The following is a 24,094-nucleotide window of genomic DNA, read 5'->3' as shown; positions in this document are numbered from 1 at the left end:
CACGGCCAGGGGTGCGGTCATACGACGCCCTCCTCACGCAGCTCCTTCACGTCCGCCGGGGTGAGCCCCAGCCCGGTCAGCACCTCCTCGGTGTCGGCGCCGTGCGGACGGCCCGCCCAGCGGATCGCGCCCGGGGTGGCGGAGAGCCGGAAGAGCACGTTCTGCATGCGCAGCGGGCCCAGCTCGGGATCGTCGACGGTGGTCACGGTGTCGAGGGCCTGGTACTGCGGATCGCTCATCACGTCCCGCACGTCCTGGACCGGCGCGACGGCCGCCTCGGCCTTCTCGAACGCGGCGAGCACGTCGGCGCGGGTGTGCCGGGCGATCCAGTCGCCGACCGCCGCGTCCAGCACGTCGGCGTGCCGGGCCCGGTCGGCGCCCGTCGCGAACCAGGGCTCGTCGATCAGCTCCGGGCGGCCCACCAGCCGCATCACCCGCTCGGCGACCGACTGCGCCGAGGTGGAGACGGCGACCCAGGTGCCGTCGGCGGTGCGGTAGGTGTTGCGCGGGGCGTTGTTCTGCGAGCGGTTGCCGGTGCGCGGCTGGACATGGCCGAGCTGGTCGTACCAGAGGGGCTGCGGGCCGAGCACGGTCAGGATCGGTTCGATGATCGCCATGTCGACGACCTGGCCCTCACCGGTGCGCTCCCGGGCGGCCAGCGCGGTCATCACGGCGTACGCCGTCGCCAGTGCCGCGATCGAGTCGGCGAGGCCGAACGGCGGCAGCGTCGGCGGCGCGTCGGGCTCGCCGGTCATCGCGGCGAAACCGCTCATGGCCTCGGCGAGGGTGCCGAAGCCGGGACGGCGCGCGTAGGGGCCGAACTGGCCGAAGCCGGTGACCCGGGTCAGCACCAGGCGCGGGTTGACGGCGGACAGCTCGTCCCAGCCCAGGTCCCACTTCTCCAGGGTGCCCGGCCGGAAGTTCTCCACGACGACGTCGGCGGTGGCGGCGAGCCTGAGCAGGGTGGTGCGCCCGGCGGGCTTCGACAGGTCCAGGGTGATCGTGCGCTTGTTGCGGCCCAGCAGCTTCCACCACAGGCCCACCCCGTCCTTCGAGGGGCCGTGCCCCCGGGACGGGTCGGGCCGGGTGGGGTGCTCGACCTTGATCACCTCGGCGCCGAAGTCGCCGAGCATGGTGGCGGCGAGCGGTCCCGCGAAGAGCGTGGCGAGGTCGAGGACGCGCAGGCCGGTCAGGGGAGCGGAGACGGAGGGCGGGGCGGCGGGCTCGGGCATGGGCGGGTGGCCTCCCGGTGGGTGAGGTGGGCGAGGGTGTCGAAGCCGGTGCCGTCGAAGTCGCCGACGGAGGTGGCCAGGCGGTTCTTCAGCGGGGCCGTCCAGTGCGCGGGCAGCGCGGCGGGGGAACCGGCGAGCAGTCCGGCGACGCCGCCGACGGTGGCGCCGTTGGAGTCGGTGTCCCAGCCGCCCGACACGACACGCGAGACGGAGCCCGTGAAGTCGCCGTCCGCGTGGGTGAGCGCGGCGGCGATCAGGGCGGTGTTGGGAACGGCGTGCACCCAGTGGTGGGCGGGGGAGTGGACGGCGTGCAGCGCGTCCACGACGGTGTCGAAGTCGGCGTGCGCGCCCGCGAGCCGCACGGCGTGACGGACGGCCCGGGCGAGGCGGGAGCCGGACGGCACGACCGCGAGGCCGGTGCGCAGACAGGCGTGCACGTCGGCGGCGCCGGTCGCGGCGTCGGCGACGACGGCCGCCGCGAACATCGCCGCGTGGACGCCGACCGCGGTGTGGGTGAGGACCGCGTCGCGGTGCGCCTGCCCGGCGGCGGCGCCCGGGTCGCCCGGGTTGGTCCAGCCGTGCACGTCGGCGCGGATCAGGGCGCCGATCCACTCGCGGAACGGGTTGCGGTGGCGGGCGGTGTCCGGGGGCTCCATGCCGGTCAGGAGGTTGCGGTAGGCGAGGCGTTCGGCGGTGAAGGTGCGGCCGGCCGGGAGTTCGTCGAGCCAGACCCGCGCCACGTCGGCCGTGCCGAAGCCCCTGCCGTGGCGCTGGAGGAGCTTCAGGCCCAGGAGCGGGTAGTTGAGGTCGTCGTCCTCCGGCATGCCGTCGATGTTCTCGGCCAGGGAGGTGGGCGCGGAGCGACGGTTCCAGGGGTACGCGGTGAGCAGTTCGCCGGGTACACCCCGGGCGGTGAAGTACCTGGTCGGAGGCCAGTTGCCGGCCGCCCGGCCGAGGAGGCGGATGCCGGTCAGGGGCAGCTTCTCGACGGGCTTGCCCAGGAGGCACCCGACGGCGCGGCCGAGCCAGGCGGCCTCCAGCCGGGCGGGGGACACGGAGACGGCGGGGCGCGGGGACGGCCAGTCGGGGCACAGCGCCCTGATCCGGTCGAGTGCCGTCGGTTCGGCGTCCGCCAACGGGCTGGGCAGACGGGCCAGTTCGTCCAGGAGATCCCCGGCCAGGGCGCGGAGGCGGGGGGATGCGGGCCGTGCGGAGGCGCCCGCCCGGGACGGGGCCTCGTCGCCGCCCGCCGCCCGCCAGCGGGCCGCGACCGCCGCTGCGTCGCGGCCGTCCAGCCGTGCCTGGCGCAGCTCGTGGCCGACCAGGTCCTCGGGCTGGACCCAGGTCAGGCGGAGCATCCCGTGCCCCCGATCGCGGCGAACGCCTCCTCGTGGGCGCGACGGCGCCGCACGTCACGCGCGAAGACCTCCCGCGCCACCCCGGTGAGCGTCGCCGCCGGTGCCCACAGGTCCAGGCGGCTCGCCTCCGCGACGGTCTTCGCCCAGTCCTCCGGCACCGGCGATCCCAGCGCCCCCGCCAACGCGCCCGCCATCGTGGCGATGGAGTCGCAGTCGCGGCCGTAGTTGACCGCGCCGAGGACCGCGTGCCGGAAGTCGCCGCCGGAGACGAGCAGCATGCCGAGGGCGACGGGCAGCTCCTCGATCGCGTGCAGGCGCGAGGGGCGGCGGGCACCGAGCGAGGGCGCGCGGTAGTCGGGGCCCACCGTGTCGTACGGGGCCACCGCCGCGCGCAGCGGTGCCAGCGCCGACTCGAACTCCGAGTGGCGTGCGGCCACTTCGCAGACGGCCTCGATCGCGTCCCGGGTGCCGTCCTTGGCCAGGGACAGCGCGGCCGCCACCACCGACTGGGGGGTCGCGCCCGGCACGCAGGCCGCGGCCACCGCCGCCGCGAGGACACCGGCCGCCTCCCGGCCGTAGGAGGACTGGTGCGCGCCCGCGACGTCCAGGGCCTCGGCGTAGGCGGCCGCGGGGTTCGCCGCGTTGACCAGGCCGACCGGGGCCATGTACATCGCGGCACCGCAGTTGACGATGTTTCCGGTGCCGGCCTCGCGCGGGTCCACATGGCCGTAGTGGAGCCGCGCGACCAGCCACTTCTCGGCGAGGAAGACCCGCTGGAGGGGAAGCGCCTCGGCCTCCAGCTCCGGGATCCAGCGCGGGTGCGTGATCAGGTCCGGGACCAGGTGCTCGGCGACGGCGTAGGCGTCGAGGTGGTCGCGGACCGTGCCGTAGACCCGGACCAGCGCATGGGTCATCAGGGTGTCGTCGGTGACGTGTCCGTCGCCCTTGTGGTACGGGGCGAGGGGACGGGCGGTGCGCCAGGCGTCGCCGTTCCAGGGGCCGACGACACCGTGCACGCGGCCGCCGTGGCGTTCGAGGATCTGCTCGGGGGAGTACCCCTCGACCGGGCCGCCGAGCGCGTCGCCGACCGCCGCGCCGACCAGGGCGCCGGTGACGCGTTCGTCGAGGGATGCGGTGGTGGTCCGGGGCGGGGGAGCCGGGGTGCGGTGCGGGGACGTCATGGTGTGGTGCCTCGTCCTTCCGGTGGGGAGGGTCGCGTGGCGTGCAGGAGACCGGCGAGTTCGACCAGGTCGGTGCCGGTGAGCCGGGGCAGTACGCAGCCGGGCAGGGTGCGGCAGGCGTCCCGCCAGGACGCGGGGACCGACGTGCCGCCGCCGAGCGCGCCGGTGAGGGCGCCGGCCAGCGCGGGGGCGGAGTCGGCGACCCTGGACAGACAGGCCGCCGCCGGTACCGCCTCCGCGAGGCGGCCGCGGGCGGCGGTGGCCAGGGCGAGGGCGACCGGGACGGTCTCGGCGGCGGCGATGCCGTAGCTGTAGACGTGGTCGACGATCCGGTGCTCCAGGAGCGGGACCAGGGCGAAGGTGCTCTCGGCGTCCGCCGCGAGGGCCAGCGCCTGGCGGGCGTTGCGGCCGATCTCCGTCGCCGGGGGGAGTTCGGCGAGCGCCGCCGTCACACAGGCGTCCACGTCGGCGCCGTCGAGGGCGCTGGCCAGTGCCGCCGCCATGGCCCGGGCGCCGTGCACGCCGTCGCCGTCCTGGGTGTAGCGGGCGTCGAACTCGGCGAGGTCGGCGGCGGGGCGCGGGGCGCCCGGGTGGACGACGGCGAGGACGCAGGCGCGTACGCAGGCGGCGTCGTCGAAGTAGTGCGGGTTGTCGTGGCCGGTGGCGGGCGGGCGCAGTCCGGCGGCGAGGTTGCCGAGCCCGGCCCGCACCGAGACGCGGGCGCGCAGCGGCAGCACCGCGGACTCGACCTCGGGGGCGCGGTCGGCCGCCGCGGCGACCTCGCTGGCGACGGAGTTCCAGGTCAGGTCGATCGCGGCCCGCATCCGGCGGTCCCGGCTCAGGTCCCCCAGCACGCTGTCGTCCCCGGCCCGCAGCACGGCCTCGGCCGCGAACGCCGCCCACTCGGCGTCGTCGGAGGGGCCGAGGCGCAGCGGCTCCGGGGGCTGGTTCAGCGCGATGGGGACGGGGAGGGTGGTGGTGGCGTTCTGCTCGGCGAAGGTGTCCAGCTCGCGGGTGAGCCGGCGCGTCCACTCCGGCATCCGGGCGGCCCGGTGCCGGGCGGCCGGCCAGCCGGCGGCGTCCCCGGCGGCGAGCCCCAGCAGCAGCCCTTCGATGCGGTCCAGCAGGGGCTCCGCTCGGGACACCGTCCCCGGCTCGCCACCCGGCCGCTGTCCGCTGCCCCCGGGTGAGTGCCTCTCCGGTCCCCCGGGCCCCTCGACGTACGCAGTGACACCGGTCGCCCCGACCCCGGCCCGGGCCCTGCTCACGGCCCCACCGCCGCTGCCGCGCGGGTGCCGGGGGCGGGGTGCCCGGCCCCGGGAGCGGGAGGTCCTGCCTCCGGGACCGGCGTGTGCCCCGGGTCCGGCGGAGCCTCGTGGGCCGTGCGGGTCAGCAGGTCCGCCACCTCCAGGACGTGGTGGCCGGCCATCGACGGGAGGCAGCTGCCGCGGGCCGGGCCGATGGCGTCGGCCCAGTCGGACGGGATGGCCCGCACGCCCCGGGTCGCGCCCGCCAGGGCGCCGGCCACCGCGGCCGTGGTGTCGGCGTCGCGGCCCATGTTGACGGCCGTGAGCACGGAGTCGGTGAAGTCGCCGTCGGCCGCCGCGTACGCGCCGAAGGCGAGGGCGACGGCCTCGGGGGCCAGGTCGGTCCACGGGTAGCCGCCGATGACCACCGCGGAGCGCACCGCGCGTTCGCCCCGGTGGGCCGCCGTCAGCGCGCGGCGCAGACAGCGTGCCGTCCAGGAGTCGTCCGGGACGACGGCCAGGGCGGAGGCCACCACCGCGACGGTCGACGCCCCGGCCATCGCCGCCGCGACGCCCGCCGCCACCGCCTGGCCGCCGTAGATGCCCTCGCCCTCGTGGCTGACCGAGCCGTCGATCGCCGCCAGCCGGGCCGCCTCGGCGGGCCGGCCGGCCGCGAACACGCCGTGCGGCGCGGCCCGCATCGCCAGTCCGTCGCTCCAGGCGTGCCGGTGCTGGGCGGAGATCGGGGCGGCCAGACCCCGGCGCAGGTTCTCCAGGGTGCCGCGCTCGCTGAAGCCCGCGCCCCGGAAGGGGCCCTCCTCCCGGTCCGCGATCCACTCGTGCCAGGCCGCCTCCACATGGGCCTGGGTGAGCCCGGCGCCGTGGCGGGCCAGCAGCAGGCCCGAGAAGATCGCGTACTCCGTGTCGTCCGTACCGGCGGGCCGGTCCGCCACGTACCCCGTGATGCGGCCCCAGCGGGCGCGGATCTCCGAGGGCTTCATGTTCTCGGCCGGGGCCCCGAGGGCGTCCCCGACGGCCAGTCCGAGCAGTGCGCCCCGGGCCCGGTCGCGGAGCCCGACGGCGTCCTGCGGCGCGGGGACCGGCGGAATGCAGGCGGTGGATGCCATGCGGCCTCTCCTCTCCCTCCGCCCATGTGTCCCCGGTGCGGTGTGCACCGCAGCCGAACCGGGGGCAGCGTCACCCGGTCGACATATGAGCGAGCATGATCACGAATGAGTGCGGAGAGGTAAAACCGCAGGTAAGCCCAGCCTTTCCTTGCTGGCGGGACGGAAATGATCGGCGTAGATTGGGTGTTGTTAAAAAGTGGATTGAGTCCAAACTAGCTCCCCCGGGGGGACCCTCATGGCCATCATCGAAACCGAGGCGCCGCTGCACGAGGCGCACCGCGACAACCACACCCACCGCGACGTGAACGGCGGCTGGCTGCGCCCCGCGGTCTTCGGCGCGATGGACGGACTGGTCTCCAACCTCGCCCTGATGACCGGTGTGGCCGGCGGTACGGCGAGCCAGCAGACCGTGGTGATCAGCGGGCTCGCCGGGCTGGCCGCCGGTGCCTTCTCCATGGCCGCGGGCGAGTACACCTCCGTCGCCTCCCAGCGTGAGCTGGTCGAGGCCGAGCTGGACGTGGAGCGGCGCGAGCTGCGCAAGCACCCGGCGGACGAGGAGGCGGAGCTGGCCGCGCTCTACGAGGCGCGCGGCGTCGAGCCGGACCTCGCCCGCGAGGTGGCCCGCCAGCTGTCCAGCGACCCCGAGCAGGCGCTGGAGATACACGCGCGCGAGGAGCTGGGCATCGACCCCTCCGACCTGCCCTCCCCGACGGTCGCGGCCGTGTCCTCGTTCGGGTCGTTCGCGCTGGGCGCGCTGCTCCCCGTCCTGCCGTTCCTGCTCGGCGCCAGTGCGCTGTGGCCCGCCGTGCTGCTCGCGCTGGCCGGGCTGTTCCTGTGCGGCGCGGTGGTCGCCAAGGTCACGGCCCGCAGCTGGTGGTACAGCGGGCTGCGGCAGCTCGCCCTCGGCGGCGCGGCGGCCGGTGTGACGTATCTCCTGGGCAGCCTGTTCGGAACGGCCGTAGGATAGCCCGGCTCGAACTTATGCGGTGGGACGCATAAGTAGCCGTTACTCGCTGGTTTCGAGTGCGTAATCTCCGGGCATGAGCCGTAAGCGCTGTGGGCAATGAAGCCTGCCGTGCACTCGTGGAGTGGGCGACGACGCCCCCTCCGCCCCCTCGGACCGACGGACATCGATCTGTCCGCCCCGGTCTCCATAGCTTCCACCGCGGGCGCGGTACCCCCGCCGCACCCCGTCGGTGTCCGCATGCTGGAACGGATTGTCCCGTTTACCGAGAACCAATCCATCATGTAACCTGCACCAAATTTTGCACCCACCGCAGAGGGCCAACGTCGTCCCTCGGCACCTGCACATGCCAGATGACGACGACGGGAGAGCCGATGCGTACGCCGCGCCAGCCGTCCCAGCACTCCGAGAGTGGCCAGAACTGGTCCTTCATGGATGCTCGCCCTGCTGCCCAGGGTATGTACGACCCCCGCAACGAACACGACGCGTGCGGCGTCGGTTTCGTCGCCACCCTCACCGGCGAGGCCTCCCACACCCTGGTCGACCAGGCACTCACCGTGCTGCGCAACCTGGAACACCGCGGCGCCACCGGCTCCGAGCCCGACTCGGGCGACGGCGCGGGACTCCTCTCCCAGGTGCCCGACGCGTTCTTCCGCGAGGTGGCCGGATTCGAGCTGCCCGAGGCCGGGGCGTACGCCGTCGGCATCGCCTTCCTGCCGGTCGACGGCACCGAGGACGCCGTCTCGCGCATCGAGACGATCGCCCACGAGGAGGGCCTGACCGTCCTCGGCTGGCGCGAGGTCCCGGTCGCCCCGCAGATGCTGGGTGCCACCGCGCGCTCCACGATGCCGGTCTTCCGCCAGATCTTCGTGACCGACGGCGCCTCGCGGGGCATCGCCCTGGACCGGCACGCCTTCGCGCTGCGCAAGCGCGCCGAGCGCGAGGCCGGTGTCTACTTCCCGTCGCTGTCCGCGCGGACCATCGTCTACAAGGGCATGCTGACCACCGGCCAGCTGGAGCCGTTCTTCCCGGACCTGTCCGACCGCCGCTTCGCCTCCGCGATCGCGCTGGTGCACTCCCGGTTCTCCACCAACACCTTCCCGAGCTGGCCGCTCGCCCACCCGTACCGCTTCGTCGCGCACAACGGCGAGATCAACACGGTCAAGGGCAACCGCAACTGGATGCGCGCCCGCGAGTCCCAGCTGGCCTCGGACCTGTTCGGCTCCTCCGCGGACCTGGAGCGGATCTTCCCGATCTGTACCCCGGACGCCTCCGACTCCGCATCCTTCGACGAGGTCCTGGAGCTGCTCCACCTCGGCGGGCGCTCGCTGCCGCACTCCGTGCTGATGATGATCCCGGAGGCGTGGGAGAACCACGACTCCATGCAGCCGGACCGGCGCGCCTTCTACCAGTACCACTCCACGATGATGGAGCCCTGGGACGGCCCCGCCTGCGTCACCTTCACCGACGGCACCCAGGTCGGCGCCGTGCTCGACCGCAACGGTCTGCGCCCCGGCCGCTACTGGGTCACCGACGACGGCCTGGTCGTGCTCGGCTCCGAGGTCGGCGTCCTCGACATCGACCCCGCCAAGGTCGTCCGCAAGGGCCGCCTCCAGCCCGGCCGCATGTTCCTCGTGGACACCGCCGAGCACCGCATCATCGAGGACGACGAGATCAAGGCCCAGCTCGCCGCCGAGCAGCCGTACGGCGAGTGGATGGAAGCCGGCGAGATCGAGCTGTCCGACCTGCCCGAGCGCGAGCACATCGTGCACACCCACGCCTCGGTCACCCGCCGCCAGCAGACCTTCGGCTACACCGAGGAGGAGCTGCGGGTCATCCTCGCGCCGATGGCCAAGGCCGGCGCCGAGCCGATCGGCTCCATGGGCACCGACTCGCCCATCGCCGCGCTCTCCGACCGCCCCCGGCTGCTCTTCGACTACTTCACCCAGCTCTTCGCGCAGGTCACCAACCCGCCGCTGGACGCCATCCGCGAGGAACTGGTCACCTCGCTGCGCTCCTCGCTGGGCCCCCAGGGCAACCTGCTCGACCCGACGGCCGCCTCCTGCCGCAGCGTCCTGCTGCCCTTCCCGGTCATCGACAACGACGAGCTGGCCAAGCTCATCCACATCAACGCCGACGGCGACATGCCCGGCTTCAAGGCCGCCACCCTCTCCGGTCTCTACCGGGTGCACGGCGGCGGCGACGCGCTGGCCGCGCGCATCGAGGAGATCTGCGCCGAGGCCGACGCCGCCATCGAGAACGGCGCCCGGCTCATCGTCCTGTCCGACCGCCACTCCGACGCCGAGCACGCGCCGATCCCCTCGCTGCTGCTCACCGCCGCCGTCCACCACCACCTCATCCGCACCAAGCAGCGCACCGAGGTGGGCCTGCTGGTCGAGGCCGGCGACGTTCGCGAGGTCCACCACGTCGCCCTGCTCATCGGCTTCGGCGCCGCCGCGGTCAACCCGTACCTGGCGATGGAGTCCGTCGAGGACCTGGTCCGGGCGGGCACCTTCCTGCCCGGCATGGAGGCCGAGCAGGCCATCCGCAACCTGATCTACGCCCTCGGCAAGGGCGTCCTGAAGGTCATGTCCAAGATGGGCATCTCCACCGTCGCCTCCTACCGCGGCGCCCAGGTCTTCGAGGCCGTCGGTCTGGACGAGGCCTTCGTCGCCAAGTACTTCAACGGCACCGCCACCAAGATCGGCGGCGTCGGCATCGACGTCGTCGCCAAGGAGGTCGCCGCCCGCCACGCCAAGGCGTACCCGGCCAGCGGCATCGCGCCGGCCCACCGCGCGCTGGAGATCGGCGGCGAGTACCAGTGGCGCCGCGAGGGCGAGCCGCACCTGTTCGACCCGGAGACGGTCTTCCGCCTCCAGCACTCCACCCGCTCCGGCACGTACGAGATCTTCAAGAAGTACACCGAGCGCGTCAACGAGCAGTCCGAGCGGCTGATGACGCTGCGCGGCCTGTTCGGCTTCAAGTCGGACCGGCAGCCGGTCCCGCTCGACGAGGTCGAGCCGGTCTCCGAGATCGTCAAGCGCTTCTCCACCGGCGCCATGTCGTACGGCTCCATCTCCCGGGAGGCGCACGAGACCCTCGCGATCGCCATGAACCAGCTGGGCGGCAAGTCCAACACCGGTGAGGGCGGCGAGGACCCGGAGCGCCTGTACGACCCGGCGCGCCGGTCCAGCATCAAGCAGGTCGCCTCCGGCCGCTTCGGCGTCACCTCCGAGTACCTGGTCAACGCCGACGACATCCAGATCAAGATGGCCCAGGGCGCCAAGCCCGGCGAGGGCGGCCAGCTGCCCGGCCACAAGGTGTACCCCTGGGTCGCCAAGACCCGGCACTCCACCCCCGGTGTCGGTCTGATCTCCCCGCCGCCGCACCACGACATCTACTCCATCGAGGACCTGGCCCAGCTGATCCACGACCTGAAGAACGCGAACCCGCAGGCGCGGATCCACGTCAAGCTGGTCTCCGAGGTCGGCGTCGGCACGGTCGCGGCGGGCGTGTCCAAGGCGCACGCGGACGTGGTGCTCATCTCCGGCCACGACGGCGGCACCGGAGCCTCCCCGCTCACGTCGCTCAAGCACGCGGGCGGCCCCTGGGAGCTGGGCCTCGCCGAGACGCAGCAGACCCTGCTGCTCAACGGCCTGCGCGACCGGATCGTCGTGCAGACCGACGGCCAGCTCAAGACCGGCCGCGACGTCGTCGTCGCCGCGCTGCTCGGCGCCGAGGAGTTCGGCTTCGCCACCGCGCCGCTCGTCGTGTCCGGCTGCGTCATGATGCGCGTCTGCCACCTGGACACCTGCCCGGTCGGCATCGCCACCCAGAACCCGGTGCTGCGCGAGCGGTTCTCCGGCAAGGCCGAGTACGTCGTCAACTTCTTCAAGTTCATCGCCGAGGAGGTCCGCGAGATCCTCGCCGAGCTGGGCTTCCGCTCCATCGAGGAGGCCGTCGGCCACGCCGAGAACCTCGACGTGACCCGCGCGGTCGACCACTGGAAGGCGCAGGGCCTGAACCTGGAGCCGCTGTTCCACGTGCCGGCGCTGGCCGAGGGCGCGGTGCGCCACCAGGCCGTCGGCCAGGACCACGGCCTGGAGAAGGCGCTCGACAACCAGCTCATCAAGCTGGCCGCCGACGCGCTGGCCGCCCCGGACGCCAGCCAGGCCGCCCCGGTGCGCGCCCAGGTCGCCATCCGCAACATCAACCGCACGGTCGGCACCATGCTCGGCCACGAGGTGACCAAGAAGTTCGGCGGCGCGGGCCTGCCCGACGACACCGTCGACATCACCTTCACCGGTTCCGCCGGCCAGTCCTTCGGCGCCTTCGTCCCGCGCGGCATCACGCTGCGCCTGGAGGGCGACGCCAACGACTACGTCGGCAAGGGCCTGTCCGGCGGCCGGATCGTCGTCCGCCCCGACCGGGGCGCCGACCACCTCGCCGAGTACTCCACCATCGCCGGCAACACCATCGGCTACGGCGCCACCGGCGGCGAGATGTTCCTGCGCGGCAAGGTCGGCGAGCGCTTCTGCGTCCGCAACTCCGGCGCGCTGGTCGTCTCCGAGGGCGTCGGCGACCACGGCTGCGAGTACATGACCGGCGGCCACGCGGTCGTCCTCGGCGAGACCGGACGCAACTTCGCGGCCGGCATGTCCGGCGGCATCGCCTACGTCGTCGACCTCGACCGCGACAACGTCAACGTCGGCAACGTCGAAGCGATCCAGGCCCTGGACGACGCCGACAAGGACTGGCTGCACGACGTGGTGCGCCGCCACGCCGAGGAGACCGGGTCCACGGTCGCGGGCAAGCTGCTCGCCGACTGGCCCGCCGCCGTGGAGCGCTTCAGCAAGATCATCCCCAGTACGTACCAGGCAGTGCTCGCCGCCAAGGACGCCGCCGAGCGAGCCGGTCTCTCCGAGACCGAGACCACCGAGAAGATGATGGAGGCGGCGACCAATGGCTGATCCCAAGGGCTTTCTGAACCACGGACGCGAGGTCGCCAGGACCCGCCCCGTCGAGGAGCGCGTCAAGGACTGGAACGAGGTCTACGTCCCCGGCTCCCTGCTGCCGATCATCAGCAAGCAGGCCAGCCGCTGCATGGACTGCGGCATCCCGTTCTGCCACAACGGCTGCCCGCTCGGGAACCTGATCCCCGAGTGGAACGACTACGCCTACCGCGAGGACTGGTCGGCGGCGTCCGAGCGCCTGCACGCCACCAACAACTTCCCGGAGTTCACCGGCCGCCTGTGCCCGGCCCCGTGCGAGTCGGCGTGCGTGCTCGGCATCAACCAGCCGCCGGTCACCATCAAGAACGTCGAGGTCTCCATCATCGACAAGGCGTGGGAGACCGGGGACGTCGCCCCGCGCATCCCCGAGCGCCTGTCCGGCAAGACCGTCGCCGTCATCGGCTCGGGCCCGGCGGGCCTCGCCGCCGCCCAGCAGCTCACCCGGGCCGGTCACACCGTCGCCGTCTACGAGCGCGCGGACCGCATCGGAGGCCTCCTGCGCTACGGCATCCCCGAGTTCAAGATGGAGAAGCGGCACATCAACCGCCGCATAGAGCAGATGCGCGCGGAGGGCACCCGCTTCCGCACCGGCGTCGAGATCGGCCGCGACCTCAAGGCGACCGACCTGAAGAAGCGCTACGACGCCGTCGTCATCGCCGCCGGCTCCACCACCGCCCGCGACCTGCCGGTCCCCGGCCGGGAACTCAAGGGCATCCACCAGGCGATGGAGTACCTGCCCCTGGCCAACAAGGTCCAGGAGGGCGACTACGTCACCGCCCCCATCACCGCCGAGGGCAAGCACGTCGTCGTCATCGGCGGCGGCGACACCGGCGCCGACTGCGTGGGCACCGCCCACCGGCAGGGCGCCGCCTCCGTCACCCAGCTGGAGATCATGCCCCGGCCGGGCGAGGAGCGGAACCCGGTCACCCAGCCCTGGCCGACCTTCCCCATGCTCTACAAGGTCACCAGCGCCCACGAGGAGGGCGGCGAGCGGGTCTACGCCGTCTCCACCACCCACTTCGAGGGCGACGAGGACGGCAACGTCCAGTGGCTGCACATGAGCGAGGTCGAGTTCATCGACGGCAAGCTCACCCCGAAGCCGGGCACCGAGCGCAAGATCCCGGCCCAGCTGGTCACCCTCGCCATGGGCTTCACCGGCACCGACAAGGAGAACGGCCTCGTCGACCAGTTCGGCCTGGCGCTCGACGAACGGGGTAACATCGCCCGGGACGCCGACTTCCAGACCAACGTGCCGGGTGTGTTCGTCGCCGGTGACGCCGGCCGCGGCCAGTCGCTCATCGTCTGGGCGATCGCCGAGGGCCGCTCGGCAGCGCGCGGCGCCGACCGCTTCCTGACCGGGGCCAGCGACCTGCCGGCCCCGATCCGCCCGACCGACCGCGCCCTCGCGGTCTGACGGACGGAACAACCGTCCTCAGGGACGGACAACCGTCCTGACGGACGGAACAACCGAAGAACGTCCCGCACAAAGGCGTGCGGAACACTGATGGCGCCTGCCCCGTCCCCGACCGGACCAAGGGCAGGCGCTGTCGCATGCTCAGGACACCCGGTAGGTGTCCCCGTACATCTCCCACACCAGCGGCGTCGCCAGCTCCATGTTCCCGGCCGCGAGGAACCGGCGCTGGGCCGTGTCGACGCGGGAGGTGTCGATGCCCGGGCGCTTGGCCTCCATGGCCTGCTTCCGGACGTCCAGGAAGGTCTCCAGGTAGGCCTTCTCGGAGCCGCCCTCCCCCGGCGTCCTCGCCTTCGCCATGGCCCGCTCGCGCAGCCCGTAGAAGCCCTCGGCGTCCGTGTCGGGGCCGTGGAAGACCATCGCGTCGTAGTACACGAACTGGCCCAGCGTGCCCAGGCCGTCCAGCTTGGCCAGGCGCACCGCCGGTTCGAAGTAGACCCGGTCGCGCTCCTCCTCCTGCGCCTCGCGGAACGCCGGGACCTCGGCCTCCGCCCGCCAGGCCGCCGTGAAGCCCGGGTCCAGGCCCTCGTGGGAGTCGCTGCCGTCCACCTCGCGCAGGGCGGGCAGGTACTGGGCCAGCCCGTTGTCCGGATGGTCCTCGGTGTAGCGCTCGACCAGCATGAGCAGGTCGTGGGTGCCGGTGCAGAAGCCGACGATGCCCGCGGTGTACCCGTCGCCGTCCCCGACGTCCTCGATACTGCCGTAGGCGGTGCGCCACTTCGTGGTCGAGTTCTCGGCGCTGGACACCAGCTGCTGGGCCAGCTCCTTCTTCGCCGGTGCGGCCAGGCCCGGCGGCAGGTCGGCGACGAGCGCGTCGTCCGCCTCCCGCTCCTGCTCGGCCCGGGCCTTGGCGTCGTCGCGGGCCGACCGGGCACCGGCCGAGGACGACGCGGAGGACGACGCGGACGCGGTGGCCGCGCCGTCCGCGGAGTCGTCCGGCACGGCGAGGTACACGCCCGCGGCGATCACGGGAAGGGCCCCGAGGAGCAGCACTCCGGCACGTTTCACAGGAAGACACCTCTCATAGGGGAACACTTCCGCCCGTCAGTTCCGACACCCTCAGCGCCGCCGCCACCGCCAGCAGCACCAGCAGCCCGGCCCCCGCACCGGCCTGCACCGCCACCCGGCACCCGTCCCGGGGCGCGTACCCGAACGCCAGGGCCAGCGCGCCGCCCGCCAGCAGGCCGCCGACATGCCCCTGCCACGAGGTGAACCAGGCGGACACCACCAGCCACAGCAGCAGCCCGGCCATGACGCGGTTGACCCGCCCCATGCGGGCATCCAGCCGCCGGTGCAGCACGTAGTACCCGGCCCCCACCCCGAAGACCGCGCCGGACGCGCCGACCGAGACCTGCCCGGGGTCGGCGAGGACCAGCTCCAGGACCGAACCGCCGAGCGCCGACAGCAGGTAGAGCAGGGCGAACCGGACCCGGCCGAGCATCAGCTCCACCACCCGCCCCAACTGCCACAGCACGACCATGTTCACCGTGATGTGCAGGATCCCGAAAGCGCCCTCGAAGGGCGACCGGTGCAGGAACGCACTGGTGAGCATCCGTTCCCACTCGCCCCCGGCGACCCCCTCCACCCGCAGCGGGCCGAGGACGAAGACCGCCCCGTCCCCGGGGTACGCGGTGCCGTCGGGACCGACCAGCCGCGAACCGACCATGGCGAACCGGTCCACGATCCCGGGCCGCACCACCTCCGCCAGGTACGCGAGCACGGTGAGCGCGAACAGCACGTACGTCACCACCGGCGTCGTCGACATCCGGCCCCCGGCCAGGGTCCGGGCCCGCCGGACCGGCCGTGCCCCCTGCTCCGCGCACTCCGGGCACTGGTGGCCGACGGGCGCCGCACGCATGCAGTCCGGGCAGACGTACCGCTCGCAGCGGGTGCAGCGGACCTGGCACGCCACCGCGGGATGGCGGTAGCAAGTGGTGGCGGTGGACTCGGAATCCACGAGGCCGGCTCCTCGGGGGACGGACGGACGTGAGCCGGTGGGGACGGCGGCGAACAAAATAACGAATGCCGGTGGACCGGCCGGTCGGCGGGGTGCGCCGTGCCGTAACCTCGGCACCCGGATGCCGCGAGGCAGCAGCGACGGGGGGAGTCCGCATGGCCGCGATCAGTCTCACCAAGGTGCAGGAGAGCGCACCGGCGCTGGTCGATCTGTACAAGACCGCCGGTGTGTCGCTCACCAAGCACGGCATGGACGGGACCAGGGCCGCGGTCTACCTCGTCGTCGACTACTCCGGCTCCATGAAGCCGTACTACAAGGACGGCAGCGTCCAGGCACTCGCCGACCGGGTGCTGAGCCTGTCCGCCCACCTCGACGACGACGGCACCGTGCCGGTGGTGTTCTTCTCCACCGACGTCGACGCGGTCACCGAGATCGCGCTCGCCGACCACCAGGGCCGTATCGAGCGGATCGTGGCCGGCCTCGGACACATGGGCAAGACCAGCTACCACCTGGCCATGGACGCCGTCATCGACCACTACCTGGACAGCGGCACACACCACCCCGCCCTGGTCGTCTTCCAGACCGACGGCGGCCCGATCAACCGGCTCGCCGCCGAACGCTATCTGTGCAAGGCGGCACCGCTGCCGCTGTTCTGGCAGTTCGTCGGCTTCGGCGATCCCGGCAGCCGCCAGTTCGAGTACCTGCGCAAGCTCGACGACCTCGCGGTGCCCGGCAAGCGGGTCGTCGACAACGCCGGGTTCTTCCACGCGGGCCGCGACCCGCGCAAGGTGACCGACGCCGAACTGTACGACCGGCTCGTGGGCGAGTTCCCCCGGTGGCTGGCGGCCGCACGCGCCCAGGGGATCGTGCGGCCCTCCTGAACCCGGCGGTCAGTGCCTGAGGGAGAAGCCCAGCACCACCCGTGCGGACACCTCCACCGCCCCCGGAGCCAGCGCGCCGGAGGGGCCGCCGCCCGCGGCGGCACGGAACGCGGCGACGGGCTCGGACTCCACGTCCTGGATGTGCAGCACCGGACCCAGCCGCGCGTCCGCCGCCTCCGCGTACACCTGCGCCTTGCGGCGGGCCGCGGCCACCGCCCTGCGCCGTGCCTCGTCGAGCAGCGACTCCTTGTCGCGCACGTCGAACTCCACACCGTCGATCCGGTGCGCCCCCGCGTCGACCACCTCCGCGACCAGCCGCTCCAGGCCGTCCAGCGCCCCGGTCTCCACCGCGTACGAGGCCTGGCAGCGGTAGCCGAGCAGCGTCCGGTCACCGCCGTGCCCGCCGTACTCCGAGCTGAGGCCCAGCCGGGAGCCGGAGACGGCGGCGTCCGGCACGCCGTGCCGCCGCAGCACCTCCCGCAGCCGGGCCACCGCCTCACCGGCCTGCTGGAAGGCCTGCTCCGGCGACGCTGCCAGCACGTCCACCGCCGGCCGCAGCCGCGCCAGTGACGGCTCGGCCCGCACCGTGCCCGAGCCGAACACGCTGATGCCCCAGGGTTCTTCGATGGCCTGTGTCATAGAGGAATTGAAGCAGCGCCCCCGCGCCCAGCGCGCCCGCTCACGTGTCGCACTCCAGCACCGTCCGGCACAGCCCGCACCGCGCCCGGACCCGCCCGCGCACCGGCACCCTGATCCGCTGGTGGCAGGTCGGGCAGGGGAACGACACCCGCAGCTGCCCCGGCGGCTGCGCGGAGAACGAGTACCGGTCGCCGCCCGCCGCCCCGACGGCGTGCGGGTCCTGCGCATGGCGGCGGTCCCGGGCGTAGCGGCGGCGGCCCGCCCAGCCCGCCCCGGTCAGCGGCGGCTGCTGCTCGTCCCGGCGGGCCCGCGCCAGACCCTTGCCGTACGCCGTGTAGGCCTGCGGACTGGTGAACCACACCGACGGGTCCTCGCCGAACAGCAGCGCCCGCTTGGCCAGCACGTAACCGAACTCCTCCGGCGTCAGATACCCCAGCTTCTGCGAGGACGCCGCGTCCTCCCGGTAGGCGTCGAGCAGCAGCCAGCCGGCCCCCAGGTACGTCGTCGCCGTGTCGGTGAGGATCTCGTTGTCCCGGGTGGAGGGGAACGACAGGTCCAGGCGGTGCAGGTACACGTGCATCACCTCGTGCGCGAGGGCCGCGCCGATGTCCCGGCGATGCGTGCGGAAGCGGTCGTTCAGCTCGATGAAGTACTCCGGGCCCGCCGTGAGTTCCACGTTCGCCGCATGGGTCATCTCGCGGAAGGAGACGATCATGCGGGCGTCGGGCAGCCGGTAGTGCCGCACCAGCTCGTGCGCCACCCGCTGCGTGCCCAGGTACAGGTCGTCCGTGTCGCAGAACGCCACGTCCACCGGGGCCACACTCGCCGAGAAGGTCCGGACGGTGTCGTACGACAGCCGCCGGTACAGCGCCGTGACCGCCTCCCGCACCGTCTCCAGATGCGGGAACCCGTGCTCGACCGGTCCGCCGTTCGCCACGCCCTACCCCCAAGACGCCTGAACCTGCTCCCTGAGTCCTGCTCTCCACTGTAGGAGCCGCACCAGGACGGTGGAGCCGCACGGGACCGTACGGCGTTCAGCGCCTGAGACGGGTCTGCGACAGCCGGGCCGGCGCCCGTAGGGTGTGCGCCCATGACCACCAGCAACACCGGTACCGGTGCCGTCGAACCCGCCGCCCGCGAGGAGCTGGCCCGGCTGCGGGACAGCATCGACAACATCGACGCGGCCGTCGTCCACATGCTCGCCGAGCGCTTCAAGTGCACCCAGCAGGTCGGCCACCTCAAGGCCCGCCACCGGCTGCCGCCCGCCGACCCCGACCGCGAGGCCCGGCAGATCGCCCGGCTGCGCGCCCTCGCCGAAAGCGCCAAGCTGGACCCGGCGTTCGCCGAGAAGTTCCTCAACTTCATCGTCGCCGAGGTGATCCACCACCACGAACGCATCGCCGAGAGCAACGGCGGCGGCGCGGCGCCGGCCGCCGACTGACACCGCGTGCGCCCCCGCCCACGGGGGCGCACGCCGGGGGAGCCCGGCGACCGCCGCGACGGAGCGGACATACCGCACGTACCGAACCGCCTCTGTGCCCTGCCCACCGCATCAGGCAGCATGTCGTGCATGTCCGTACTGACGCGCGACGAAGCGCAGACCCGTGCCCGGCTCCTCGACGTCCACCACTACGCGATCGACCTCGATCTGACCCGTGGGGACGAGACCTTCGACTCCCGCACCGCCATCCGGTTCACCGTCCGCGGCGACCAGGGCAGCGCGGACACCTTCGTCGAGGTCAAGCCCGCACAACTGCGCTCCGTCACCCTGGACGGACAGCCCCTGGACCCCACCGCCCTCGACGAGAACCGGCTGGCGCTGAAGGACCTCGCCCCCGGCGAGCACGAACTGCGCGTCGAAGCCGCCATGCGCTACTCCCGCACCGGCGAGGGCATGCACCGCTTCACCGACCCCGCCGACGGCGAGACCTACGTCTACACCCAGCTCTTCCTCGACGACGTCCAGCGGGTCTACGCCGCCTTCGACCAGCCCGACCTCAAGGCCGTCTTCGACCTCACCGTGACCGCCCCCGAGGGCTGGACCGTCCTCGCCAACGGCGTCACCGAGGACACCGGCGACGGCCGCTGGAAGGCCGCCACCACCCCGCGGATCTCCACCTACCTCGTCGCCGTCGCCGCCGGCCCCTGGCACTCCGTGCGCACCGAACACCGCGGCCTGCCCTTCGGCATCCACTGCCGCCGCTCGCTCGCCCCGCACCTGGACACCGACGCCGACGAACTCTTCGAGGTCACCCGCGCCTGCTTCGACCGCTACCACGAGAAGTTCGACGAGCCCTACCCCTTCGACTCCTACGACCAGGCCTTCGTCCCCGAGTTCAACGCCGGCGCCATGGAGAACCCCGGCCTGGTCACCTTCCGCGACGAATTCGTCTTCCGGTCCGCCGTCACCGACACCCAGCGGCAGACCCGCGCCATGGTCATCGCCCACGAGATGGCCCACATGTGGTTCGGCGACCTCGTCACCCTGCGCTGGTGGGACGACATCTGGCTGAACGAGTCCTTCGCCGAGTACATGGGCTACCAGACCACCGCCGAAGCCACCCGCTTCACCGACACCTGGACCGACTTCGGCGTCACCCGCAAGGCCTGGGGCTACGACGCCGACCAGCGCCCCTCCACCCACCCCGTCGCCCCCGAGGACGTCCGCGACACCGCCTCCGCCCTCCTCAACTTCGACGGCATCTCCTACGCCAAGGGCGCCTCCGCCCTGCGCCAGCTCGTCGCCTGGCTCGGCGAGAAGGACTTCCTGGCCGGCATCAACATCCACTTCGAGCGGCACAAGTTCGCCAACGCCTCCCTCGCCGACTTCATCGACTCCCTGGCCGCCGCCACCGACCGCGACGTCCACGCCTGGGCCGACGCCTGGCTGCGCACCACCGGCGTCGACACCCTCACCGCGAGCGTCACCGGCGACAACGGCAGCCGCGCCCTCACCGTCCACCGCACCGGCGAGCGCCCCCACCGCATCGCCGTCGGCCTCTACGACCAGGACCCGGGCGAGGAAGGCCGCCTCACCCCCCGCGAACGCCTCGACATCGACGTCCCCCAGGCCGAACCCCGGCCCATCGGCAAGCTCCCCGCCCTCGTCGTGCTCAACGACGGCGACCTGAGCTACGCCAAGATCCGCTTCGACGACGACTCCTTCCGCACCCTGCGCACGAGCCTGTCCGGCCTGCCCGACCCGCTCACCCGGGCCGTCGTCTGGAACGCCCTGCGCGACGCCGTCCGCGACGGCGACCTCCCCGCCACCACCTACCTCGACATCGCCCGCGCCCACCTCCCCCACGAGACCGACCTCGCGCTCGTCGACGGCGTCCTCGCCTTCGCCTCCGGACAGGTCGCCGACCGCTACGTCACCCCCCAGCAGCGGCCCGCCGCGCTGAGCACCCTCGCCGAGCTGTGCCGCGACCTCATCCGCCGCACCGAGGACGGCGACCACCCCGGGCTGCGCCTGATCGCCGTACGCCACCGCATCGCGACGGCCGCCCACCCCGACACCATCGCCGCCTGGCTCGCCGACGGCACCGTGCCCGGCGGCCCCGAACTCGACCCCGAGCTGCGCTGGCGCATCCTCAACCGGCTCGCCGTGCTCGGCGCCACCGACGAGGACGCCATCGCCGCCGAACTGGCGAACGACCCCAGCGCCACCGGCCAGGAGGGCGCCGCCCGCTGCCGCGCCGCACTGCCCGACGCCGCGGCCAAGTCCCGCGCCTGGGACACCATGTTCGCCACCGACGACCTCTCCAACTACCTGTTCACCGCCACCGCCCAGGGCTTCTGGCAGCCCGAACAGGCCGACCTCGTACGCGAGTACGTCCCGCGCTACTACACCGAGGCCGTCGCGCTCGCCGCCCGCCGCGGCCCCGCCATCGCCGACGCCGCCGGACGCTGGGCCTTCCCCGCCCACGCCGTCGACGCCGACACCCTCCGGCTCGGCCAGGAGTGCCTCACCGACGCCGACCCGATCCCCGCCCTGCGCCGCAAGCTCACCGACCAGCTCGACGACCTGGCACGCGCCCTGCGGGTACGGGAGGCGGGCACGGCCTGACCCACCCGACGCGGCCGGTCCGCCCCCGAGGCGGGAAGACCGGCCGCGTTCCCCGGCCGACGGCCGCCGGGATCCCCCTTTCGGGTTGTGATCACTGAGCTGTCCGGGCGAACCCGCCCCTGCGCGTGGAAGCTGGAACCCCAGCCCCCGTGCCCCAAGGACAGCTCATGGGCATGCCGCCCCTCGCCTCGGGCCCGCACGGCACCGACGCCCTGCGGCCCCTGCTCGACACCGTGCTCGACGCCCTGCACGCCGGCACCGCCCGACGCGGCGGCCCGCTGCCCGCCGGCGGCCCCGGTGCCGTCGCCGCCCGGATGGCCGAAGCGGCCGGCGACCTCCTGCCCGAGCGCGGCGACCCCGAGGCGCTGCGCGTCCTGGTCACCGCGCTCGCCGAAGGCGCCGCCGACCCCGCCCACCCCCTGTGCGCCGCCCACCTGCACACCCCGCCGCTCGCCGTCGCGGCCGCCGCCGACCTCGCCGCGAGCGTCCTCAACCCCTCCCTCGACTCCTGGGACCAGGCACCCGCCGCCTCCGCCCTGGAAGCCCTCGTCACCCGCACCCTCGCCCGCGAGACCGGCGCCACCGACGCCGTCGTCACCACCGGCGGCACCGAATCCAACCAGCTCGCCGTCCTGCTCGCCCGCGAGACACACGGCGCCGGCCTCAGACTGGTCCACGGCGCGGGCGCCCACCACTCGCTGCCCCGCGCCGCCTGGCTGCTCGGCCTGCCCGAACCCGTCGTCGTCCCCGCCCCCGCCGGCACCCTCGACCCCGCCGCCCTCGACGAAGCCCTCACCCAGATCCCCGGACCGCACCTGGTCGCCGCCACCGCGGGCACCACCGACGCCGGGCTCATCGACCCGCTGCCCGAGATCGCCGACCGCTGCGCCGCCCACGGCGCCCGCCTCCACATCGACGCCGCCTACGGAGCGGGCCTCCTGTTCAGCGAACGGCACCGGGCCCGGCTGGCGGGACTGGAAGCCGCCGACACCGTCGCCCTGGACCTGCACAAGCTCGGCTGGCAGCCGATCCCCGCCGGGCTCCTCACCGTCACCGACACCGACGACCTGACCGCCCTGCACCACCGCGCCGACTACCTCAACGCCGACGACGACACCGACGCCGGACTCCCCGACCTCCTCGGACGCTCCCCGCGCACCAGCCGCCGCCCCGACATCCTGAAGACCGCCGTCACCCTCAAGACCCTGGGCCGCACCGGACTGGGCGCCCTCGCCGACGCCGTCTGCACCCTCGCCGCAGAGTTCGCCGACCTGGTCGAGACCCACCCCGGCTTCGAACTGCACGCCCCGCCCACCATCAGCACGGTCCTGTTCCGGCCCGCGCGCGCGACGGACGACCACGTCGCCGCCGCCCGCCGGACGCTGCTCAGCACCGGCCGCGCCGTCCTCGGCCGGGCCCGCGCCGACGGCCGGCTCTGGCTCAAGGCGACCCTCCTCAACCCCCACACCCGCCCCGACGACCTCGCCGCACTCCTGACCCTCGTGGAAGGACACGTCCCGCGATGAACACCCCGGCACACCACACCCCCGACACCCCCCGCGACCTCGTCGGCGTCGGCATCGGCCCCTTCAACCTCTCCCTGGCCGCCCTCGCCGACCCCCTCACCGGCCTCGACGCCGTCTTCTACGAACAGCGCCCCGACTTCCGCTGGCACCCCGGCCTGCTCATCGACGGCGCACGCGTCCAGGTGCCCTTCCTCGCCGACCTCGTCACCCTCGTCGACCCCGCCAGCCCCTGGACCTTCCTCAACCACCTCAGGGCCAGAGAACGCCTCTTCCCCTTCTACTTCGCCGAACGCTTCCACATCGAACGCGCCGAATACGACGCCTACTGCCGCTGGGTCGCCGAGAACCTGCCCGCGCTCCGCTTCCACCACCAGGTCGACGCCGTGCGCTGGAACCCCGAACGCGACCTCTTCGAGGTCGACTACACCCAGCTGGACACCGACGGAGAGGCCGAAGCGCTCGGCCGGACCTACACCAGGAACGTCGTCCTCGGCATCGGCACCCAACCGCACGTCCCCGACCCGCTCAGACCCCTCGCCGAGGACCCCACCGTCCCCGTCGTCCACGCCGCCGACTACCTCCGCCACCGCGACACACTCCTGGCCGCCGGACACATCACCGTCATCGGCACCGGACAGTCCGGCGCGGAAATCTTCCTGGACCTGCTCCGCCACCGCCCCGCAGGCCGCGAACGGCTGCACTGGCTCGGCCGCACCCAAGCCCTCGCACCCATGGAGTACTCCAAGCTCGGCCTGGAGCACTTCACCCCCGACTACACCCGCTACTTCCACGGCCTGGCCGAACCGGTCCGCGACCGCCTCGTCGCCGCCCAGTGGCAACTCCACAAAGGCATCGACGCCGACACCACCGCCGCCATCCACGACGAGCTGTACCGGCGCACCCTCGACGGCGGCTGGCCCGACACCACCCTCACCCCCGGCGTCCACGTCCGCACCGCCGGACGCATCGCCGCCACCCAGGTCGAACTCCACCTGGAACACGAACAGCAGAAGACCCGCTCCCGCCTCACCACCGACGCCGTCGTCCTCGCCACCGGCCACCGCGAACGCCCCCTCGGCCGCCTCCTCGCCGGTCTCGACCCCTACATGCGGCGCGACAGCCGCGAACGCCCCCGCGTCGACGACCGCCACCGCCTCGTCCTCGACCCGTCCGTCACCGGCGCCGTCTACGTCCAGAACGCCGAGACGCACACCCACGGCGTCGGCACACCCGACCTCGGCCTCGCCGCCTGGCGCAGCGCCACCATCCTCAACGACCTCACCGGACGCGAGCCCTACCCGCTGCCCGCCCGCACCGCCTTCACCACCTTCGGCCTGGAAGGCGGCCGGCCCCAGATCCCGTCAGCGCGCCACCACCGGGAACTCACCCCCCTGGCGGACGGAATCTGAGGCCGCCCCCGATGCCCCCGA

The 24,094-nt window shown here is 73.3% G+C and carries 17 protein-coding genes; 8 read left to right on the top strand and 9 right to left on the bottom strand.

What is annotated here, in order from left to right:
* Positions 1 to 17 precede the first annotated feature (17 nt).
* Genes K7854_RS00375 through K7854_RS00355 form a run of 5 tightly spaced genes read right to left on the bottom strand, consistent with a single transcriptional unit; the run spans position 18 to position 6,145 of the window.
* Positions 18 to 1,232: a CaiB/BaiF CoA transferase family protein gene (locus K7854_RS00375; protein ID WP_226024300.1), complete on the bottom strand. Its 1,215-nt coding sequence runs from the start codon at positions 1,230 to 1,232 to the stop codon at positions 18 to 20.
* The gene (locus K7854_RS00370; protein WP_226024299.1) at positions 1,190 to 2,590 is read right to left on the bottom strand and encodes an ADP-ribosylglycohydrolase family protein; all 1,401 of its coding nucleotides are present in this window, start codon (positions 2,588 to 2,590) and stop codon (positions 1,190 to 1,192) included. The genes K7854_RS00375 and K7854_RS00370 overlap by 43 nt, the downstream gene beginning before the upstream one ends.
* On the bottom strand, positions 2,578 to 3,771 hold the full coding sequence (locus K7854_RS00365; protein ID WP_226024298.1) for an ADP-ribosylglycohydrolase family protein: 1,194 nt from the start codon (positions 3,769 to 3,771) through the stop codon (positions 2,578 to 2,580). The genes K7854_RS00370 and K7854_RS00365 overlap by 13 nt, the downstream gene beginning before the upstream one ends.
* Positions 3,768 to 5,039 (bottom strand): ADP-ribosylglycohydrolase family protein, encoded by a 1,272-nt coding sequence (locus K7854_RS00360; protein WP_226024297.1) that lies wholly within the window; start codon positions 5,037 to 5,039, stop codon positions 3,768 to 3,770. The genes K7854_RS00365 and K7854_RS00360 overlap by 4 nt, the downstream gene beginning before the upstream one ends.
* Positions 5,036 to 6,145, bottom strand: coding sequence for an ADP-ribosylglycohydrolase family protein (locus tag K7854_RS00355; protein WP_226024296.1), 1,110 nt, complete (start codon positions 6,143 to 6,145; stop codon positions 5,036 to 5,038). Before K7854_RS00355 ends, K7854_RS00360 begins: the two co-directional genes overlap by 4 nt.
* Positions 6,146 to 6,380: 235 nt before the next feature.
* Between K7854_RS00355 and K7854_RS00350 the strand changes: the two genes are divergently transcribed.
* The 3 genes from K7854_RS00350 to K7854_RS00340 all read left to right on the top strand — a co-directional run bounded on the left by K7854_RS00350 (position 6,381) and on the right by K7854_RS00340 (position 13,535).
* Positions 6,381 to 7,112: a VIT1/CCC1 transporter family protein gene (locus K7854_RS00350; RefSeq protein WP_226024295.1), complete on the top strand. Its 732-nt coding sequence runs from the start codon at positions 6,381 to 6,383 to the stop codon at positions 7,110 to 7,112.
* A gap of 428 nt (positions 7,113 to 7,540) precedes the next feature.
* A complete protein-coding gene (gltB, locus tag K7854_RS00345) occupies positions 7,541 to 12,079 on the top strand; it encodes a glutamate synthase large subunit (RefSeq protein ID WP_226024625.1) in 4,539 nt (1,512 codons plus the stop codon).
* Entirely contained in the window at positions 12,072 to 13,535 is a 1,464-nt protein-coding gene (locus tag K7854_RS00340) for a glutamate synthase subunit beta (RefSeq protein ID WP_226024294.1), read from the top strand. Before gltB ends, K7854_RS00340 begins: the two co-directional genes overlap by 8 nt.
* A gap of 141 nt (positions 13,536 to 13,676) precedes the next feature.
* Here the strand turns inward: K7854_RS00340 and K7854_RS00335 are convergent, their stop codons facing one another.
* Positions 13,677 to 14,600 (bottom strand): chitosanase, encoded by a 924-nt coding sequence (locus K7854_RS00335; RefSeq protein ID WP_226024293.1) that lies wholly within the window; start codon positions 14,598 to 14,600, stop codon positions 13,677 to 13,679.
* Positions 14,601 to 14,613: 13 nt separating this feature from the next.
* Positions 14,614 to 15,549, bottom strand: coding sequence for a rhomboid family intramembrane serine protease (locus tag K7854_RS00330; protein ID WP_226024292.1), 936 nt, complete (start codon positions 15,547 to 15,549; stop codon positions 14,614 to 14,616).
* Positions 15,550 to 15,704: 155 nt separating this feature from the next.
* Between K7854_RS00330 and K7854_RS00325 the strand changes: the two genes are divergently transcribed.
* Positions 15,705 to 16,430 carry a vWA domain-containing protein gene (locus K7854_RS00325; RefSeq protein ID WP_226024291.1) on the top strand — a complete coding sequence of 242 codons (726 nt, stop codon included), beginning with the start codon at positions 15,705 to 15,707 and terminating at the stop codon, positions 16,428 to 16,430.
* Between the two features lie 9 nt (positions 16,431 to 16,439).
* On the opposite strand, the gene K7854_RS00320 is transcribed toward K7854_RS00325, so the two are convergent.
* Both K7854_RS00320 and K7854_RS00315 read right to left on the bottom strand, forming a co-directional pair.
* Complete coding sequence (locus tag K7854_RS00320; protein ID WP_226024290.1) at positions 16,440 to 17,069, bottom strand: SIMPL domain-containing protein; 630 nt, start codon at positions 17,067 to 17,069, stop codon at positions 16,440 to 16,442.
* Between the two features lie 40 nt (positions 17,070 to 17,109).
* Complete coding sequence (locus K7854_RS00315) at positions 17,110 to 18,006, bottom strand: hypothetical protein (protein WP_226024289.1); 897 nt, start codon at positions 18,004 to 18,006, stop codon at positions 17,110 to 17,112.
* Between the two features lie 153 nt (positions 18,007 to 18,159).
* Between K7854_RS00315 and K7854_RS00310 the strand changes: the two genes are divergently transcribed.
* The 4 genes from K7854_RS00310 (at position 18,160) to K7854_RS00295 (ending at position 24,073) form a co-directional block, all read left to right on the top strand.
* Positions 18,160 to 18,510 carry a chorismate mutase gene (locus tag K7854_RS00310; RefSeq protein ID WP_226024288.1) on the top strand — a complete coding sequence of 117 codons (351 nt, stop codon included), beginning with the start codon at positions 18,160 to 18,162 and terminating at the stop codon, positions 18,508 to 18,510.
* 129 nt (positions 18,511 to 18,639) lie between these two features.
* Entirely contained in the window at positions 18,640 to 21,138 is a 2,499-nt protein-coding gene (pepN, locus tag K7854_RS00305) for an aminopeptidase N (RefSeq protein WP_226024287.1), read from the top strand.
* A 167-nt stretch (positions 21,139 to 21,305) separates the two neighbouring features.
* Positions 21,306 to 22,664 carry a pyridoxal phosphate-dependent decarboxylase family protein gene (locus K7854_RS00300; RefSeq protein ID WP_226024286.1) on the top strand — a complete coding sequence of 453 codons (1,359 nt, stop codon included), beginning with the start codon at positions 21,306 to 21,308 and terminating at the stop codon, positions 22,662 to 22,664.
* Entirely contained in the window at positions 22,661 to 24,073 is a 1,413-nt protein-coding gene (locus tag K7854_RS00295) for a lysine N(6)-hydroxylase/L-ornithine N(5)-oxygenase family protein (RefSeq protein ID WP_226024285.1), read from the top strand. Before K7854_RS00300 ends, K7854_RS00295 begins: the two co-directional genes overlap by 4 nt.
* Positions 24,074 to 24,094 lie beyond the last annotated feature (21 nt).

Source organism: Streptomyces hyderabadensis (genome assembly GCF_020404845.1).
Classification (GTDB): Bacteria; Actinomycetota; Actinomycetes; order Streptomycetales; family Streptomycetaceae; genus Streptomyces; species Streptomyces hyderabadensis.
This window is presented reverse-complemented; position numbering and strand designations above follow the sequence as displayed.